The sequence below is a fragment of the Streptomyces sp. NPDC093094 genome, from assembly GCF_044754345.1.
Lineage (GTDB): Bacteria > Actinomycetota > Actinomycetes > Streptomycetales > Streptomycetaceae > Streptomyces.
Map to the genome: position 1 here is coordinate 259,497 of NZ_JBIVOX010000001.1, position 18,297 is coordinate 277,793.

At 74.7% G+C, this 18,297-nt stretch carries 6 protein-coding genes and 1 pseudogene; 3 read left to right on the forward strand and 4 right to left on the reverse strand.

Annotated features, from left to right (window positions below; genetic code table 11):
• Window positions 1–115 precede the first annotated feature (115 nt).
• Window positions 116–10,825: pseudogene (locus tag ACIQGV_RS00855) on the forward strand (SDR family NAD(P)-dependent oxidoreductase); the annotation flags it as partial.
• 238 nt (window positions 10,826–11,063) lie between these two features.
• Here ACIQGV_RS00855 and ACIQGV_RS00860 read toward each other — a convergent pair.
• Together ACIQGV_RS00860 and ACIQGV_RS00865 are read right to left on the reverse strand one after the other, a co-directional pair.
• Window positions 11,064–12,221, reverse strand: coding sequence for a cytochrome P450 (locus ACIQGV_RS00860; protein WP_402489450.1), 1,158 nt, complete (start codon window positions 12,219–12,221; stop codon window positions 11,064–11,066).
• A gap of 94 nt (window positions 12,222–12,315) precedes the next feature.
• Complete coding sequence (locus tag ACIQGV_RS00865; protein WP_402488535.1) at window positions 12,316–13,863, reverse strand: AMP-binding protein; 1,548 nt, start codon at window positions 13,861–13,863, stop codon at window positions 12,316–12,318.
• Between the two features lie 139 nt (window positions 13,864–14,002).
• Between ACIQGV_RS00865 and ACIQGV_RS00870 the strand changes: the two genes are divergently transcribed.
• Window positions 14,003–14,242, forward strand: coding sequence for an acyl carrier protein (locus ACIQGV_RS00870; protein ID WP_402489453.1), 240 nt, complete (start codon window positions 14,003–14,005; stop codon window positions 14,240–14,242).
• A 107-nt stretch (window positions 14,243–14,349) separates the two neighbouring features.
• Window positions 14,350–15,930: an AMP-binding protein gene (locus ACIQGV_RS00875; RefSeq protein ID WP_402488536.1), complete on the forward strand. Its 1,581-nt coding sequence runs from the start codon at window positions 14,350–14,352 to the stop codon at window positions 15,928–15,930.
• Between the two features lie 94 nt (window positions 15,931–16,024).
• Here ACIQGV_RS00875 and ACIQGV_RS00880 read toward each other — a convergent pair whose 3' ends face one another.
• Both ACIQGV_RS00880 and ACIQGV_RS00885 read right to left on the reverse strand, forming a co-directional pair.
• On the reverse strand, window positions 16,025–16,960 hold the full coding sequence (locus ACIQGV_RS00880) for an ACP S-malonyltransferase (protein ID WP_402488539.1): 936 nt from the start codon (window positions 16,958–16,960) through the stop codon (window positions 16,025–16,027).
• Window positions 16,961–17,011: 51 nt separating this feature from the next.
• Complete coding sequence (locus ACIQGV_RS00885) at window positions 17,012–18,289, reverse strand: pyridoxal phosphate-dependent aminotransferase (RefSeq protein ID WP_402489456.1); 1,278 nt, start codon at window positions 18,287–18,289, stop codon at window positions 17,012–17,014.
• Window positions 18,290–18,297: the final 8 nt, after the last annotated feature.

Genomic DNA, 18,297 nt, shown 5'->3' on the forward strand with positions numbered 1-18,297 from the left:
CCCGCGACCGACCGCGACCGGGACACCCCGGGCGCGGACCGCACAGGAACCCGGCCCCGGGACATCTCGGGCACGGGCCGCCCTGCAACCGGACACCGGAGAATGGAACGCGCTGATGAACGAGGCCGAAGCCCTCGACGCGCTGCGCCGGCTGGTGCGCGAGCACACGCTCACCGCCCTGCGCAAGGCACACCCCGGCACCACCGACGCCGCGCTGGACGGCGACCGGGCCTTCCGCGACCTCGGCTTCGACTCCCTGGCCGTCGTCGGCCTCGTCAAAGCCCTCTCCGCCGCGCTCGGCCGGGAGCTGCCCGCCACGCTCCTGTTCGAGCACCCCACGCCGAACGCCCTGACCCGTCACCTCGCCGCCGAGACCCTGGGCCTGCCCGGCGAACCGGAACGCTCCGGCCCGCACCCGGCCGGCGACGGCGAACCCGTCGCGATCGTCGGCATGGGCTGCCGTTTCCCCGGCGGTGTCACCACCCCCGACGACCTGTGGGACCTCGTCAGCGGGGAACGCCACGTCATCTCCGCCTTCCCCACCGACCGCGGCTGGGACCTCGCCCGGCTCTTCGACCCCGACCCCGACAGGCCCGGCACCACCTACGCCCACGAGGCCGGCTTCCTCACCGACGCGCCCGCCTTCGACGCCGACTTCTTCGGGATCTCCCCGCGCGAGGCCCAGGCCATGGACCCGCAGCAGCGGCTGCTGCTCGAAACCTCCTGGGAGGCACTGGAGCGCTCCGGCATCGACGCCGGCACCCTGCGCGGCAGCGACACCGGTGTCTTCGTCGGCGCCGAGCAGCAGGAGTACGGGCCCCGGCTGCACGAGGCCCCCGAAGGCGCCGACGGCTACCTCGTCACCGGCAACGCCCTCAGCGTCCTGGCCGGCCGGCTGTCCTACGTGTACGGGTTCCAGGGGCCCGCCCTCAGCGTCGACACCGCCTGCTCGTCCTCCCTGGTCGCCCTGCACCTCGCCCTGCGCTCGCTGCGCTCCGGCGAGTGCTCCCTCGCTCTCGCGGGCGGCGCCGCCGTCCTCGGCGCCCCCGGCACCTTCACCGCCTACAGCCGCCAGCGCGCCCTCGCCGCCGACGGCCGCTGCAAGGCGTTCGCCGCGGCCGCCGACGGCACCGGCTTCTCCGAGGGCGTCGGCGTCCTCGTCCTGGAGCGGCTCTCCGACGCCCGCCGCAACGGTCACCGGGTGCTGGCCGTCGTCCGTGGCTCCGCCGTCAACCAGGACGGCGCCTCCAACGGCCTCACCGCCCCCAACGGCACCGCCCAGCGCCAGGTCATCCGCGAGGCCCTCGCCGACGCCCGGATCACCCCCGCGCAGGTCGACGCCGTCGAGGCGCACGGCACCGGCACCACCCTCGGCGACCCCATCGAGGCGCGCGCCCTGCTCGCCGAGTACGGCCACGACCGGACCGTTCCGCTGCGTCTGGGCTCCCTCAAGTCGAACATCGGGCACACCATGGCCGCCGCCGGTGTGGCGGGCGTGATGAAGACGGTGCTGGCCCTGCGCCACGGGGTGCTGCCCAGGACCCTGCACGTCGACGCGCCCTCCCCGCAGGTCGACTGGTCCGCGGGCGCCGTCGCACTCCTCACCGAGGCCCTCCCGTGGCGGTCCGGGCCGGACCGCCCCCGCCGGGCGGGCGTCTCCTCCTTCGGCGTCAGCGGCACGAACGCGCACGTGATCCTGGAGGAGGGGGACCCCGTTCCGGTCCCCTCGCCGGGAGTGGAGGGTGCCGCGGTGCCGCTGGTGCTGTCGGCGAAGAGCGACGCGGCGCTCACCGCGCTGGCGGGGCGGATGCGTGAGCATCTGGCGGAGCACGTGGACGACCCGCTCTCGGACGTGGGTCGTTCGCTGGTGGCGGGGCGTTCGGTGTTCGGGCGGCGGGCGGTGGTGGTCGGTCACGGCCGCGACGAACTCATGGCCGGGCTGGCGGAGCTGCCGGAGCCTCCGGTGGAGACGGTGTCCGGGGGCAGGACGGTCTTCGTCTTCCCCGGGCAGGGCACCCAGTGGGTCGGCATGGGCGCACGACTCGCGCAGGAGAGCCCGGTGTTCGCGAAGCGGCTCGCCGAGTGCGCTGACGCCCTGGAGCCGCTCACCGACTGGTCGTTGTGGGACGTGCTCCGCGATCCCGACGGCTCGTCCCTGGACCGGGTGGACGTGGTGCAGCCCGCGTCGTTCGCGGTGATGGTGTCGCTGGCCGCGCTCTGGGAGTCGTACGGAGTGACCCCCGACGCCGTCGTGGGCCATTCCCAGGGCGAGATCGCCGCCGCGGTGGTGAGCGGGGCACTCTCGCTGGAGGACGGGGCGTGGATCGTGGCGCTGCGTTCGCAGGTGATCGCGCGGTCGCTGGCGGGTGCGGGCGGGATGATGTCGGTGGCGCTGCCGGTGGGGGAGGTGGAGCCGAGGCTGCCGGAGGGTGTGTCGGTGGCGGCGGTGAACGGTCCGCGTTCGTCCGTGGTCGCGGGTGATCCGGCCGGACTGGACCTGCTCCGGGCCGGGCTGGAGGCGGAGGGTGTGCGGGTGCGGCGGGTCGCGGTGGACTACGCCTCGCACTCGCCGCAGGTGGAGGGGATCCGGGAGGAGCTGCTGCGGGTGCTGGCGCCCGTGCGGCCGAGGGCGGCGCGGGTGCCGTTCCTGTCGACGGTGACGGGGGAGTGGCTCGACACGGCCGGCATGGACGCCGGCTACTGGTACCGGAATCTGCGGCACCAGGTCCGCTTCGCCGACGCCGTGGGCACACTGGCCGAGGAGGGCTTCGAGGCGTTCGTCGAGGTGAGCGCGCACCCGGTCGTCGGCATGGGGGTGCAGGACAACCTCGACCGGCTGGGCCGCCGGGGAGCGGTCGTGGGCACGCTGCGCCGGGGTGAGGGCGGTCTGGGCCGGTTCCTGGTCTCGGCGGGCGAGCTGTTCGCGCACGGGGCGGACGTCGACTTCACGGCCGCGTTCCCCGAGGACGCCCGCCGGGTCGACCTGCCCACCTACCCCTTCCAACGACGGAACTACTGGCTGGAGCACACCTCGGGCACCACGGCCGACGTCTCCGCCGCGGGCCTCACACCGACCGGACACCCGCTCCTCGGCGCGGCCGTCCCCCTCGCCGGTGCCGGGACCGTCGCGCTCACCGGCCGGCTCGACCCGCGCACCCAGCCATGGCTCGCCGACCACACCGTGGCCGGCACCGTCCTCTTCCCCGGCACCGGCTTCGTCGAACTCGCCGTACGCGCCGCCGACGAGGTGGGCGCCGGCACCGTGGAGGAACTGACGCTGCTGCGGCCGCTGCCCCTCCCCGGCGACACCGCCACCGTCGTGCAGGTCGTCGTCGACGAGGCCGGCACCGACGGCCGCCGCACCTGCTCCGTCCACTCCCGCCCCGAAGGGGCCCTGCCGGGCACCCCGTGGACCGAGCACGCCGTGGGCCGGCTGACCCCCGCCGCCCCCGCCGCCGCCTTCGAGCTCACCGCCTGGCCGCCCGCCGCCGAGCCCGTCGCCCTCGACGGCGCCTACGCCGCACTGGCCGCCCAGGGATACGAGTACGGTCCCGCCTTCCAGGGGCTGCGCGCCGTCTGGCGCCAGGACGACGAGGTGTTCGCCGAGGTGGCCCTGCCGGACGGCACGGACGCCGGACCGTTCGGCCTCCACCCCGCCCTGCTCGACGCCGTCGTCCAGGCCGTCGACGTCGCCGGGCTGCTGGCGCCCGCCCCGCAGGGCGAGGTGGCGCTGCCCTTCGCCTGGAACGACGTACGGCTGCACGCCCAGGGCGCGGCCGCCGTACGGGTACGGATCGCACGGGCCGGCGACCACGCGATCACGCTCGGCCTCGCCGACCCGACCGGCGCGCCGGTCGCCTCGGTCGGGTCGCTGCAGATCCGGCCGATGCGGCTGCCGGCCGCGCCCGCCGCCGGACAGAACTCCCTCTACCGCATGGACTGGCGGCCGCTGACCGGACTGGACCCGGTGTCCGTCCCGCAGGCCGCCGTCCTCGGGGAGGACGTCCTCGGTCTGACCGGCTCCCTGGACGCGCGGGCCGGCCTCCCGGACACCTCCGTCCCCGGCACCGTGTACCTCTGCGCCGCCTCCGCACCCGGCGAGGACCCCCTCACCGCGGTCCACCGGATCACCGCGTCCGTGCTCGCCGACGTCCAGCGCCGGACGGCGGACCCGCGGTTCGCCGACACCCGGCTCGTCGTCGTCACCCGGGGCGCCGTCTCCACCGCCGGGGAGGACGTCACCGATCTGCCGGCCGCCGCCGTCTGGGGCCTGCTGCGCTCCGCGCAGGCCGAGGAACCCGGTTCCTTCGTGCTGCTGGACATCGACCGGGGGCCGCTCCCGGCCGGGATCCTGCACGCGGCCGTCGCCGCGGGCGAGACCCAGCTCGCCGTCCGCGAGGGCGGCCTCCGCGTGCCGCGCCTCGCCCCCGCCGCGCGGGCCGAGGGGCCCGCCGCCGCCCCGTTCGACCCCGACGGCACCGTCCTGATCACCGGCGGCACCGGCACCCTGGGCTCCCTGCTCGCCCGGCACCTCGTCACCGAGCACGGCGTACGTCACCTCCTGCTCACCAGCAGGCGCGGCGAGAACGCCCCGGGAGCCGCCGAGCTGACCGGGGAACTCACCGCGTCGGGCGCCCGGGTGACCGTCCGGGCCTGCGACGCCGCCGACCCCGCCGCGCTCGCCGCCGCGCTCGACGCGATCGACGCCGCGCACCCGCTGACCGCCGTGGTGCACACCGCCGGCGTCCTCGACGACGGCACGATCCCCGCCCTCACCCCCGAACGGCTCGACGCCGTCCTGCGGGCCAAGGCCGACGCCGCCTGGCATCTGCACCGGCTCACCGCCGACCTCGGCCTCACCCACTTCGTCCTCTACTCCTCCCTCGCCGGCACCGTCGACGGACCCGCCCAGGGCAACTACGCCGCCGCCAACGCCTACCTCGACGCCCTGGCCGCCCACCGCCGCGCGAACGGCCTGCCCGCGCAGGCGCTGGCCTGGGGCTTCTGGTCCCAGCGCAGCGGACTGACCGGCCACCTCACCGAGGCCGACCTGGCCCGGCTGGCCGGCTCGGGCGACCTGGGCCTCACCGACACCGAAGGACTCGCCCTCTTCGACGCCGCCCTGCGCACCGGCGAACCGCTGCTCTACCCGGTGCGGCTGGACCCGGCCGCCCTGCGTGCCCGCGGCACCGAACTGCCCCTGGTGCTGCGCGGCCTGGTCCCCGCGCCCGCCCGCCGCACCGCCGCCGACCGGGCTCCCGCCTCCGGCGTCCCGGCCGTCGCCGCACGGTTCGCGGAACTCGCCGGACCCCAGCGCACCGCCTTCCTGCTCGACCTCGTGCGCGGCCACATCGCCTCCGTGCTCGGCCACACCGGCACCGACGCCGTCACCCCGCACCGCCCGCTGCGCGAACTGGGCTTCGACTCGCTGGCCGCCGTCGAACTGCGCAACCGGCTCGGCCGCGCCACCGGGCTGCGTCTGCCCACCACCCTCGTCTTCGACCACCCCACACCCGACGCCCTCGCCGCCCAGCTCCGCGACCGGCTCACCGAGGCCGGCGGCACCACCGTCACCCCGTCCGCCCCGGCACGCCCCGGCTCGGCCGCCCCCGCCGCCGACACCGACGATCCCGTCGTCGTCGTGGGCATGAGCTGCCGCTTCCCCGGCGGCGTCACCTCGCCGGAGCAGCTGTGGCGGCTGGTGGCCGACGGCGTCGACACCGTCGCCGGCTTCCCCCGCGACCGGGGCTGGGACGTCGACGGGGTGTACGACCCCGAGCCCGGCACCGAGGGCAAGTCCTACGTCCGCGACGGGAGTTTCCTCGACGACGTCGCCGGGTTCGACCCGGGATTCTTCGGGATCTCGCCCCGCGAGGCCCTGACCATGGACCCCCAGCAGCGTCTGCTCCTCGAACTGTCCTGGGAGGTCTTCGAACGCGCCGGCCTCGACGTCACCGCCCTGCGCGGCAGCGACACCGGCGTCTTCGCCGGACTGATGTACCACGACTACACCGGCTCCAGCAGCGAGGGCAGTCTGGTCTCCGGCCGGATCTCCTACACCTACGGCCTCGAAGGCCCGGCCGTCACCGTCGACACGGCGTGCTCGTCGTCGCTGGTCGCCCTGCACTGGGCGGCGCAGGCGCTGCGGCGCGGCGAGTGCTCGCTGGCCCTGGCCGGCGGGGTGACGGTGATGGCGACACCGGAACTGTTCATCGACTTCAGCCGCCAGCGCGGTCTCGCCGCGGACGGCCGCTGCAAGTCCTTCGCGGCCGCCGCGGACGGCACCGGCTGGGGCGAGGGCGCCGGACTGCTCCTGCTGGAGAAGCTCTCCGACGCCCGCCGCAACGGCCACCGGGTCCTCGCGGTGATCCGCGGCTCCGCCGTCAACTCCGACGGCGCCTCCAACGGCATCACCGCCCCCAACGGCCCCTCCCAGCAGCGCGTCATCCGCGCCGCTCTCGCCGACGCCGGACTCGCCCCCGCGGACGTCGACGCCGTCGAGGCGCACGGCACCGGCACCCGGCTCGGCGACCCGATCGAGGCGCAGGCCCTCCTCGCCACCTACGGCCAGGACCGCGAGGCACCCCTGCTGCTCGGCTCGGTCAAGTCCAACATCGGCCACACCCAGGCCGCGGCCGGTGTCGCCGGGGTCATCAAGATGGTGGAGGCGATGCGCCACGGCGTCCTGCCCAGGACCCTGCACGTGGACGAGCCGTCCCCGCACGTCGACTGGACCGAGGGCGACGTCGAGCTCCTCACCGAGCAGCGCGTCTGGCCCGATGCCGGGCGGCCGCGCCGGGCGGGCGTGTCCTCCTTCGGCATCAGCGGCACCAACGCGCACGTGATCCTGGAACAGGCCCCGGCTGCCGAGCCCCGGCCCGGCACTCCGGCGCCCCTTCCCGTCCTGCCGCTCGTCCTCTCCGCGAAGACCGGCACCGCCCTGACCACCCGGGCCCGCCGGCTGGCCGCCGTCCTGGACCGGATCGACCCCCTGGACCTCTCCCGCACCCTGGCCGCCGGCACCGCCCTGGAGCACCGCGCCCTGGTGACCGGCGGCACGGCCGACGAACTCCGCGCGGGCCTGGAGGCCCTGGGAACGGGCCGGACCGTCCGTGAAGGCGGTCTCGGTTACGTGTTCTCGGGTCAGGGGTCGCAGTGGGCGGGGATGGCCCGTGATCTGTACGGGGCGTTCCCCGTCTTCGCGGCCGCCCTGGACGGGGTGACTGTCCTGCTCGACAAGGAACTGCCCCGGCGCCTCACCGAGGTCATGTGGGACACGGAGAAGACCTTGCTGGATCGGACGGGGTTCACGCAGCCGGCGTTGTTCGCGGTGGGGGTGGCGTTGTTCCGGTTGCTGGAGTCGTGGGGTGTGCGTCCGGGTGTGGTGGGTGGTCATTCGGTGGGGGAGATCGCGGCGGCGCATGTGGCGGGGGTGTTCTCGCTGGAGGATGCGGTCCGTCTGGTGGTGGCGCGTGGGCGGTTGATGGAGGCTCTGCCGGGGGGCGGGGCGATGGTGGCGGTGCAGGCGTCGGAGGAGGAGGTGGTGCCGCTGCTGGGTGAGGGGGTGTCGCTGGCGGCGGTGAACGCGCCGGGTTCGGTGGTGGTGTCGGGTGCCGAGGAGGCGGTGCTTTCGCTGGTCTCCCGTTTCCCGGACCGCAGGTCGTCCCGTCTGCGGGTCTCTCATGCGTTCCACTCGGTGTTGATGGAGCCGATGCTGGAGGAGTTCCGTGAGGTCGTCTCCGGTCTCGAACTCAGGGCTCCGGCCGTTCCGTTGCTGACGGCGGGTGATCCGTTGTCGGTGGGTTTCTGGGTGGATCATGTGCGTGACACGGTCCGTTTCTCGGAGACGGTGCGGCGGATGGAGGCCGGGGGGGTCACCACGTTCGTGGAGGTGGGTCCTGATGCGGTGCTGACCGCGATGGGTCCGGCGTCGGTGTCGGGTGAGGACGTGGTGTTCGTGCCGTTGATGCGCCGTGACCACGACGGACTCACCACCCTCCTGAGGGGTGTGGGGCAGGCGTGGACGCGGGGCGTCCCGGTGGACTGGTCGGCGGTCGTGCCCGCCGGATCCCTCGTCGATCTGCCGACCTACCCCTTCGAGCACCGCCGCTACTGGCTCGAACCGGCCCTGAGCGCCCCGAGCGGACAGGACACCACCGGCCATCCCGTGCTCACCGCCGTCGTGCCCTCGCCCGACAGCGAAGCCGTCACCCTCACCGGAGAGCTGTCGCTGCGCAACCAGCCCTGGCTGGGCGAGCACCGGATGGCGGGTACGGCGATCCTGCCGGGCGCGGCGTTCGTGGAGCTGGTGATCCGCGCCGGGGACGAGGCGGACTGCCCGCGCGTCGACGAGCTGACCCTGGAGGAGCCGCTGATCCTGGGGGAACGGGAGAGCACCCGTCTCCAGGTCGTCGTCGGCGCACCGGACGTGACCGGACGCCGGGCCGTCGCCGTCCACGCGAGGGCCGAGGGCGCCCGTGAGTGGACCCGGCACGCGAGCGGACACCTCACCGAGGGCCAGGACGACGCCGGCATCCCGGCGGACGCCGTCTGGCCGCCGGAGGGCGCGGAGCCGCTGGACGCCGGCACGGTGTACGAGGCGCTGACGGCGCAGGGGTTCGAGTACGGCGACCTGTTCAGCGGACTGCGGGCCCTGTGGCGCGACGGCCGGGACGTGCTCGCCGAGGTCGAGCTGCCCGAGGAGGCCGCGGACGGCTACGGCATCCACCCGGCGCTGCTCGACGCCGTCCTGCACGGCGGGGAGCTGTTCGCCGCCGACGACGAGGTGACGATGCCGTTCGCGTGGCGGGGCGTCACCCTGCACGCCACGGGCGCCTCGCGGCTGCGGGTGCGGCTCGCTCCCGCGGACGAGGGCGGCTACGCCGTCACGGCCACGGACCCGGCCGGCACGCCGGTCCTCACCGTCGACTCGCTGCTGGTGCGGGCGGCGCCCGGCCTGGATCTGGACGCGCCGGGCGGTCCGGGCACGTACGACAGACTGTTCACCGTCGACTGGCTGCCCCCGCGCGGGGCGGGGCGGCAGGAGCCGCGCGGTCTGGCGGTCGTCGGGGACCTCGGTGCCGCCACGCCGTCGAACGCGCCGAGCCACCCCGGCCGGGACGCGCTGTTCGCCTCCGGCGACCCGCTGCCCGACGTGGTGCTGTACGCGCCGTCGCCGGGGAGCGACGCCGATCCGGTGGGCGCGGCGCATGCGGCGACGGAGGAGGTCCTGGCCTTCCTCACCGGCTGGCTGGCCGACCCCCGGTGCGCCGGGGTGGGGCTGGCCGTGGTGCTGCGGGGCGCGGCACTCGTCGACGGCGCGGTCGCCGGACTCGTACGGGCCGCGCAGGCCGAGCACCCCGGCCGGATCACGCTGGTCCGGCTGCCCGACGCGTCCACGGCGTCCGCCGCCCTGCTGCCGAGGGCCGTCGCCGCGGGCGAGCCGGAGATCGCCGTGCGCGGCGGGGACCTGTACGTGCCGCGGCTGCGGCCGGCGACCGGAGTCCGCCAGGAACTGGCACCCGGCGACACGGTGCTGGTCACCGGGGGCACCGGCGGGCTGGGAGCGGCGATCGCCCGGCACCTGGTGGACCGGTACGGCGTGCGGGAGCTGATCCTCGCCAGCCGGCGCGGGCCGGCCGCCCCCGGGGTGGAGCGGCTGACCGGGGAGCTGACCGCGCGAGGCGCGCAGGTCACCGTGGTCGCCTGCGACGTCGGCGACCGCGCCTCGGTGGCCAGGCTCCTCGCCGACCATCCGGTGAGCGGTGTCGTGCACACCGCGGGCGTCGTCGACGACGGGCTCCTGGCGTCGCTGACCCCCGAACGGCTGGGGCGGGTGCTGCGGGCCAAGGCGGACGCCGCCTGGCATCTGCACGAACTGGCCGGTGACGTCTCGATGTTCGTGCTGTACTCCTCCGCGGCCGGCACCTTCGACGGGGCCGGGCAGGCCAACTACGCCGCCGCCAACGGCTTCCTGGACGCCCTCGCCGAGCACCGCCGCGGCCTCGGGCTGCCGGCCTCCTCGCTCGCGTGGGGTCTGTGGGAGGAACGTACGGGCATGGCGGGCGAGTTGAGCGACGCCGACCTGGAGCGGATGGGGCGGGCCGGACTGCGGGCGCTGCCGACCGGGGAGGCGCTGGGGCTGTTCGACACCGCGACCGTGCTGGACACGGCCGTGGTGCTGCCGATGTGGCTGGACACGGAGGCCGTCGCCCGCGCGGACCGGCCGGTGCCGGCGATGCTGCGCAGCCTGGTGCGCAGGCCGGTGCGCCGTACCGCACGGACCGCGGCGGCACCGGCCGAGGTGCCGCTGGCCGAGCGGCTGGAGCGGATGCGGGCACGGGAGCGGGGTCCCTACCTGCTGGACTTCGTGCGCGCCCAGGTGGCGACGGTGCTCGGGCACGACGGTCCGCAGTCCGTCGAGCCCACGCGCGGCTTCTCCGAGCTGGGCGTCGACTCGCTGGCCGCGCTCGAACTGCGCAACCTGCTCGCCGAGCGGGCCGAGGTCAGGCTCCCCGCGACCCTGGTCTTCGACCACCCCACGCCGCAGGCGATCGCGGACCTGCTCCACGAGGAGCTGGCCGGCGACCTCGACGAGGGCACGCCGCTGGCGGACGAGTTCGCGCAGATCGAGGAGGCGCTGAACACGGCGGAGGCGGGCGGCGAGGAGCAGGAGCGGATCCTGGCCCGGCTGCGGGCACTCGCCGAGCGGTGGCCGGGCGGGCGGGCGCGGGACCAGGCGGACGAGACCGACGAGGCCGGCGAGATCGAGTCCGCGACCGCCGACGAGCTGTTCGACATCCTCGACGGCGAGCTGGGCGCCTAGAGCCTGTCCGACCGTTCCCGTCTGCCGTGCGACGCCGTGCACGCACTCTCGCCGCACCGGCCCCGGACCCAGGTACGTCCGGTACGAGGGCCTGGGGCCGGCCCGCCGAGAGCACGCACCTGACGGCGCGCGGCCGCCCTTCGGGCGACGACGCGAAGGGTCGGACACGCCCTGGGGGAACGCCGAGGGCCCCTCCACCGGCCGGTGGAGGGGCCCTCGGCGTTCCCCGGCCCGGCGGTCACCAGGCGATCGGCATCCGGGACGGGCCGCGCACGATCACCCCGAACTTCCACTCCACGCCCTGAGGGCCCCGGGCGAGCCGCAGCTCCGGCAGCCGTGACAGCAGCGCGGTCAGCGACTCCTGGAGCTCCATCCGGGCGAGCTGGGCGCCGATGCAGTGGTGCGGGCCGTGCCCGAAGGTCACATGCGGGTTGGGAGAGCGGGTGAAGTCGATCGTCTCCGGGTCCGCGAACACCTCCGGGTCCCGGTTCGCCGCGTGCAGCGCGGGCAGCACCGGGTCGCCGGTGCGCACCAGGACGTCGCCGAACCGGACGTCCTCCAGCGCGTACCGGGCGAACATCGCGGCCGTGTTGATGGGGACATGGCGCAGCAGCTCCTCCACGGCCCCCGGCATCAGCTCCGGCGACCGGCGCAGCCGCTCCAGCAGGTCGGGCCGGGTCAGCAGGGTGAACACGAAGCTCGGCAGCGCCGACGCCACCGTCTCCACACCGCCGGTGAGCAGTCCGGCCCCGGCCAGCGCGATCAGCTCCGTGTCGGTGAGCTTGTCGCCGTGGTCGCGGGCGAAGACGAGCGCCCCGAGCAGGTCGTCGGTCGGTTCGCGGCGCCGCTGCGCGACGAGGTCGGCCATGTACTTGTCGAGTTCGTCGCCGATCTCGAACAGCACGTCGCCCTTCATCGTCGCCTCGCCCGTGACGCCCTCGGTCCAGGTGCTGAAGACGTCCCGGTCCTCGAAGGGCACCCCCAGCAGGTCGCAGATGACGGTGACCGGCAGCAGCCGGGCGAAGTCCTCCACCAGGTCCGCCTCGGGCCCCTTGGCGGCCATGTCGTCGATCAGCCGGTGGGCGAGCGTCTCGACGCCCGCGCGCATCTGGTTCATCCGGCGGCTGGTGAACGCCTTGCCGACCAGCCGGCGCAGCCGGGTGTGGTCCGGCGGGTCCATGCCCATGATGCCGTCGCCGGTGGACTGGCGGCGCAGCCGCGGCTGGTCCAGCCCCTGGGCGATGGCCCGGCTGAACCGCGGGTCGGTCAGCACGAGCTTCACGTCCGCGTGCCGGGTCGCCAGCCACGCCGGCTCGCCGAACGGCAGCCGCACCCGGCTCAGCGGCTCCTCCCGCTGCAACTGCGCGTACAGCGGGGACACACTCGTCTCGTGCATGTCGAACGGGTAGTCGCGGACGGTCGTCTGCACACTCAATTCCGTCTCTCCTCACAAAGGGACACGCGGTGGAGCCGGGGCCTGCCGGGCCGGGTCAGCGGGCGTCCAGCAGGTCCTGGGCGAGGGCGGCCAGCCGGAGCCGGTCGACCTTGCGGTTGCTGTTGAGGGGGAACTCGGGCAGATGGTGGAAGTGCCGGGGCACCACGGCCGCCGGCAGCAGCCTGCGCAGTCCGCGGCCCAGCTCCACGGCGGTGGCCGCCGCGTCCCCGGTGTGGAAGGCGAACAGTTCGGTGCCGGCGGGCCCGGTCACCGCGACGGCGACCGCGTCGGCGACGCCGCAGTCCCGCAACGCGTGCTCGATCTCGGCGAGTTCGACACGCCAGCCCTGCACCTGCACCTGCGCGTCCCGCCGCCCGAGGTAGATCAGCTCGTCCCCGGCGAGACGCCGGACCCGGTCGCCGGTGCGGTAGTAGCGCCGCCCCTCGTGCTCGAAGAACGCGCCCGTCTCGTTGGCCGGGTCGACGTACCCGGCCGCCAGCTGCGGCCCGGACACGCACAGTTCGCCCTCCGTGCCGACCGGGCGGCCGTCGTCGTCCACCAGGAGAGCGAGATGGCCGGGGTGCACCGCGCCGATCGGCAGCAGGCCGTTGACGGAGTCCCGCTCGGACCGCTCGTCCGCCCAGCGGTACGCGGTGATCGTCACGGTCAGCTCGGTCGGCCCGTACAGGTTCTCCAGCACCGCGCCCGGTGCCGCCGACCGCCAGTCCGCCGCGTCCCGGGTCTTCAGCGCCTCCCCGGCGAACAGGCTCCACCGCAGGCCCGGCATCCGGTCCGCGCCCAGCGAGCCCGTGCGCCGCACCAGGTCGATCACGCTCGGCGTGGAGAACCACACCGTCAGCCCCTGCCCTTCGACGAACGCGGGCAGATCGCGGTAGGCGTGCGCGGGCACCGGCACCGAGACCGCGCCCGCGCCCCACGCGGCGAACACGTCGAAGACGGCACAGTCGAAGTTCAGGTCGAACGCCTGCGACATCACGTCGGACGGCCCGAGACCGTAGCGCTCGTCCACCAGCCGGAAGTAGTGCTCGAAGCCGCCGTGCGTGAGCACCACGCCCTTGGGGAAACCCGTCGACCCGGACGTGAACAGCAGATACGCCGTGTCGCCCGGCTTGACCTCGGCGGGCGCCGCCAGGGCGCGACGGCCGTCCGGCCGGATCCGCCGGCCCGGCACCTCGTCGCCGTCCTCCGCGTCCGGCACCAGCACGTCGACGTCGTCACCGCCGTCGAGGACCTCCGCCAGCACCCCGAGGCTCGCCCGGTCCGCGATCACCGCCCCCGCGCCGGACGCCCGCAGGATCTGCCGGGTGCGGGCGGCGGGGAAGTCCGGGCGCAGCGGCACGACGGCCGCACCCGCGTACAGCGCGGCCAGCAGGGCGGGATACGCGACCGGGCCCTTGCCGGCCAGCACACCCACCGTCCGCGCCCCCGCGGCCGCCAGCCCACCGCCCCAGGACAGTGCCCGTGCGTGCAGCTCGCGGTAGGTCAGGTCCCCGCCGCCGGTCCGTACCGCGACTCCCTCCGGGGAGAGCGCGAGCCCGCGCAGGAACCGTGCGTGCAGCCCGTGTCCGGCTGAATTCTCCATGCTCGAACTCCGCTGTGAATAGGGGGTGTTGCCCCGTCGTGAAAATCCGGCCCGCCACGTACAGTCAATCCCCGACCTTCGGCCGTCAGTGCCGCGATGACAACCCTTAAATCCCCTGATCACGAAAGCGACAGTGACGATGATCGACGACCGTTTCGCCGTGCTCCTGCGCCGCCACCTTCCCTATCTCGCCCCCGACGAGCCGCTGGACGAGAACACGTCCCTGCGCGACCTCGGCCTCGATTCCATGGGCATGGTCGAACTTCTCTCCGCGGTGGAGGGGGAATACGGCATCCAGCTCAGGGACGACGCCCTGAACACCCAGACCTTCGCCACTCCGGCCACCCTCTGGCAGGCCGTTTCCGCCGTGCGCACCTGAACTCCGGTCGGCCCGCGGGGATTAGGGGGCCGAGTAGGGGTGCCGCCGCCGCTACGCTCGTACGCATCTCCCTTCCGTGCATTCTCCAGCCCTTCTGTGAGGCCCGCATGAGTCGGCAAGTATTCGCGTACGCACACAACCAGGTGGAGCGGCTGCACGAGTTCCTGCTGGCCGGTGCCCGGCTCACGCCGGAGAAGGCGGCCGTCGTCGAACTCGCCGGCCACGAGGCCGGGGCCGTCTCCTACCGCCAGCTGGAGCGCCGCGTCGAGGAGTACGTCACCGTCATCGGCGACCTCGGTCTGGACATGGGAGACCGGGTCGTCCTGGAGTCGGACACCTCCGCCTCCGCGATCGCGGCGCTCCTCGCCTGCTCCTCGCTCGGACTGCCGTTCGTCCCGGTCAGCCCGGAGACCCCCGCGCAGCGGCTGCTGTCGATCATCGCCGGTGTGCGGCCCGCGCTCTACCTCCAGGCCGCCGACGGCCGCCGGGACGGCATCCCCGAAACCGTCGGCACCGGACGCTTCGGCCCGGCCGGGATCACCGTCGAACGGGCCCCCGCCCCGCGCCGCCGGCACCGCCGCGAGTCCGTCGCCGCCGACCCCGCGTACATGGTCTTCACCTCCGGCACCACCGGCACGCCCAAGGGCGTGGTGATGAGCCACCGCGGCATCCTCGCCTTCTACCGCGGCATGCTCCGGCACGGCATCGTCTCCCCGGAGAGCAGGGTCGCCAGCACCGCCCCGCTCCAGTTCGACTTCTCCCTGCTCGACATCGGCCTCGCCCTGGGCAGCGGCGCGACGGTCGTGCCCGTGCCCCGCGCCCTGCTGCGCTGGCCCCGCCGGTTCCTGGCGTTCCTCGCCGAGACCGAGGCCACCCAGGTCGACGGCGCTCCCTCCATCTGGCGCGGTGCGCTGCGCCACGAGCCCGAACGGCTGGCCGGACTGGGGGAGCAGATCCGCGGGGTGCTCTTCTCCGGGGAGCCCTTCCCGCCGCACGAACTGCGCCGCCTCCAGGAGCTGCTGCCCGCCGCCCGGATCGTCAACTGCTTCGGCAGCACCGAGTCGGTCGCCGCGTCCTTCACCGACGTACCCCGTCCGCTGCCCGCGGAGCAGCGGCAGCTGTCCATCGGGTTCGCGCACCCCGGCGCCGAGATGATGCTCCTCGACGACGATCTCGCCCCCGTCGACGGGCCCGGTGTCACCGGGCAGATCTATCTGCGCAGTTCGGCCCTGTTCACCGGCTACTGGAACGACCCCGCGGCCACCGCCCGGGCCCTGGTGCCCGACCCGCTGGCCCCCGGGACGGGCCAGCTGGTCTTCCGCACCGGCGACCTCGCGCACCGAGGCGAGGGCGGCGAACTGTACTTCGACGGACGCGCCGACTCACAGGTCAAGATCCGCGGCAACCGTGTGGAGCTGGGCGAGGTCGAGCGGCGCGTGGCCGAGTTCGACGGCGTCGCCTCGGCCAGCGCGGTGGTCCTCCCCAGGCCGGACGCTGACCCGGTGCTCGTGGTGTTCGTCGTGCTCGACCGTGACGTGGAGGGCATCGACGAGATGGAACTGGGCGCGTTCTGCATGCAGTACCTGCCCGACTACATGACCCCGCAGGAGATCCGCGTCGTCGAGGACCTCCCGGTCAACGCCAACGGCAAGGTCGACCGGGGCGCCCTGCTGGACTCCCTGTCCTGAACGCCTCGCACCCGTCCTGAACACCGCGAGGAGGGCCGCGGTCACCCGACCGCGGCCCTCCTCGCACGCCCGCTCTCCCGCGGGACGGCCCCGCCTACGGAATCGTCGCGCGCTGCCGCGGCCGCAGCGCCAGCCGCGGATCGACCGCCGTCACCCGGAAGCTGCGCGTCGTCACCGGCACCCGCCCGAACAGCCGGTCCGGGCCCGCCACATACAGGTCCCGCACCCCGAGCCCGAGCAGCCCGTCCACCACCTCCGGCCAGCGCACGGACCGCACGAACCCGTCCAGCAGCATCGTGCGCACCCCGTCCGCCGTGGTGCGCACCGACCCGTCCTGGTCCGCCACCACCGGGATCACCGGATCGGTGAACCGCAGGGACGGGAAAAGCTCCGCCTCCACCCGGTCGCGCAGCGGCCGGAACACGGACGCGTGCATCGGCGGGTCCATGGTGTACAGCGGCAGCCCGCCGGCCGCGCGGATCCGCCCCTGGAACCACTCCAGCCGCTCGGCGCGCAGCGACACCATGGCGAAGTCGTGGTCGACCTGACAGGACAGCTCGTACCACTGCCGCTCGGCCTCCAGCTCGGCCAGGATCTCCTTGAGGACCTCCTGCGGCAGCCGGGCGAAGGAGTGCGTCACGATCCCGGGGTGCTCCTCGGTGAAGTACCGGTGCTCGTACCGCGCGAGCTGCGCCGTCAGCCGCACCGCCGCCGGGAAGTCCAGCGCCCCGGCGTGCACGGCCGCCGCCTTGCCGCCGAAGCTTGCCCCCACACAGTGACCGGGGTCCGCGCCCAGCCGGTCCCCGGCCCAGCGGGCCAGCGCGAGACAGGCCACCAGAAACGCGACCTGGGCCTCCTCGGCGTAGTCGCCGGCGCTGTCCCGCCACCGCTCGAACAGGGGGTAGCCCAGCGTGTCGGACGCCTGCTCGACCAGCTCCCGGGCGCCCGGGTCGATCAGCAGGAACTTGCCCACCGCGGGGAAGTCCTGCGGCCCCATGCCCGGGAAGACGATCGCGGAGTCGGATTCCATCCCTGTGCCCCTTCGAAAAGGCCCCTTCGCAAGGCCGTGGACCCGAAAGCGTCAGAAGGCCGTGAGCTTCGCGAACCCCTGCTCGACATCGGCGAGGGCGTCCCTGACGTGCGGCAGGGCCAACGGATCGGCACCCTGTTCGGCCGCGGCCCGCGCCGCGCCCTGCTCCGCCCGCGTACGGCCGTAGAGCATGCTGGTCGCGGCCCGGAAACGCAGCGCCCCCGGGTCGTCCCCGAAGTGGACGCCGGCCAGGACCGCGATCCCGTGCCGTTCGAGCAGACACGCCTGCAGCGACGCGCCGTCGGTGACGCCCCGCTCCGCCAGCGCGCCGCGCAGCGGCCCGAAGTCCGGATACACGTAGAACGCGCCCGTCGGCGGCCGGCACACGGCCCCCGCCGCGGTCACGATGCCGTGCACGGCCCGCGCGACGGCCCCGTGCAGCCGGGCGTCCGCGCGCAGCCGCTCCCGGATCTCGGGCGGCTCCGCGAACGCGTACTCGGCGACCGCCTGCATCGGCCCGGCCAGCGTCGACCACACCTCGCTGGCGACCGAGGCCACGTCGTCCCGCAGCCGTCCGCCCTCCCGCGTGTCCGGGAAGCGGGCCGCACCGATGCGCCAGCCGCCCAGGGCCAGGCTCTTGCTCAGTCCGGTCACGACCACCGTACGGTCCGGACAGATCTCCGCCGGGCTCAGATACACCGCGTCCGGGTCGTGCAGGATGTCCCGGTAGATCTCGTCCGACACCAGGAGCAGGTCCTCCTCCTCGGCGACGGCGCACAGCTCCCGCACCAGCTCCGGCGGCGCGAAGGTGCCCGTCGGGTTGTCCGGCGAGGTCAGCACCAGGATCCGCGGATCGGCCCCGCGCGCCCGCGCGCCCTTCACCGCCTCGCGCAGCGCCGCCGGATCGGGCACCCCGCCGCACTCGGCGGGCACCGGCACCCCGATCGCCTCCTTGCCGGCCAGCCTGGCCTGCGGGCCGTACGTCACCCAGCAGGGGCTCGCCAGCAGCACATCGCCCGGCCGCACCAGCTGCAACGCCAGCAGCAGCGCCTTGCTGCCGGGCGCGAGCAGCACCTGTTCCGCCCGCGTCGGCAGCCTGCGGCGGGCGAAGTAGCCGGCCACCGCGGCACGGACGCCGTCGTCGCCGGCCACCGGGCCGTACGCGTTGCGGTCCGCGCCCGCCGCCAGCCGCTCGGCCAGCCGTTCGGACACCGGCAGCCGGGACTCGCCGAAGCCGAGATGCACGATCCGCTCACCGGCCGCCTGACGCCGCGCGACCTGCTCGTCCAGAGCGAGATTGGGGGAGATCCCGCGCCCCGCGCCGGACATGTACGCCC

Excerpts from the sequence above, each read along its gene's own strand:
- ACIQGV_RS00860 (WP_402489450.1), bottom strand. The coding sequence starts at position 12,221 with ATGCACGAGACGAGTGTGTCCCCGCTGTACGCGCAGTTGCAGCGGGAG.
- ACIQGV_RS00865 (WP_402488535.1), bottom strand. The coding sequence starts at position 13,863 with ATGGAGAATTCAGCCGGACACGGGCTGCACGCACGGTTCCTGCGCGGG.
- ACIQGV_RS00870 (WP_402489453.1), top strand. The coding sequence starts at position 14,003 with ATGATCGACGACCGTTTCGCCGTGCTCCTGCGCCGCCACCTTCCCTAT.
- ACIQGV_RS00875 (WP_402488536.1), top strand. The coding sequence starts at position 14,350 with ATGAGTCGGCAAGTATTCGCGTACGCACACAACCAGGTGGAGCGGCTG.
- ACIQGV_RS00880 (WP_402488539.1), bottom strand. The coding sequence starts at position 16,960 with ATGGAATCCGACTCCGCGATCGTCTTCCCGGGCATGGGGCCGCAGGAC.
- ACIQGV_RS00885 (WP_402489456.1), bottom strand. The coding sequence starts at position 18,289 with ATGTCCGGCGCGGGGCGCGGGATCTCCCCCAATCTCGCTCTGGACGAG.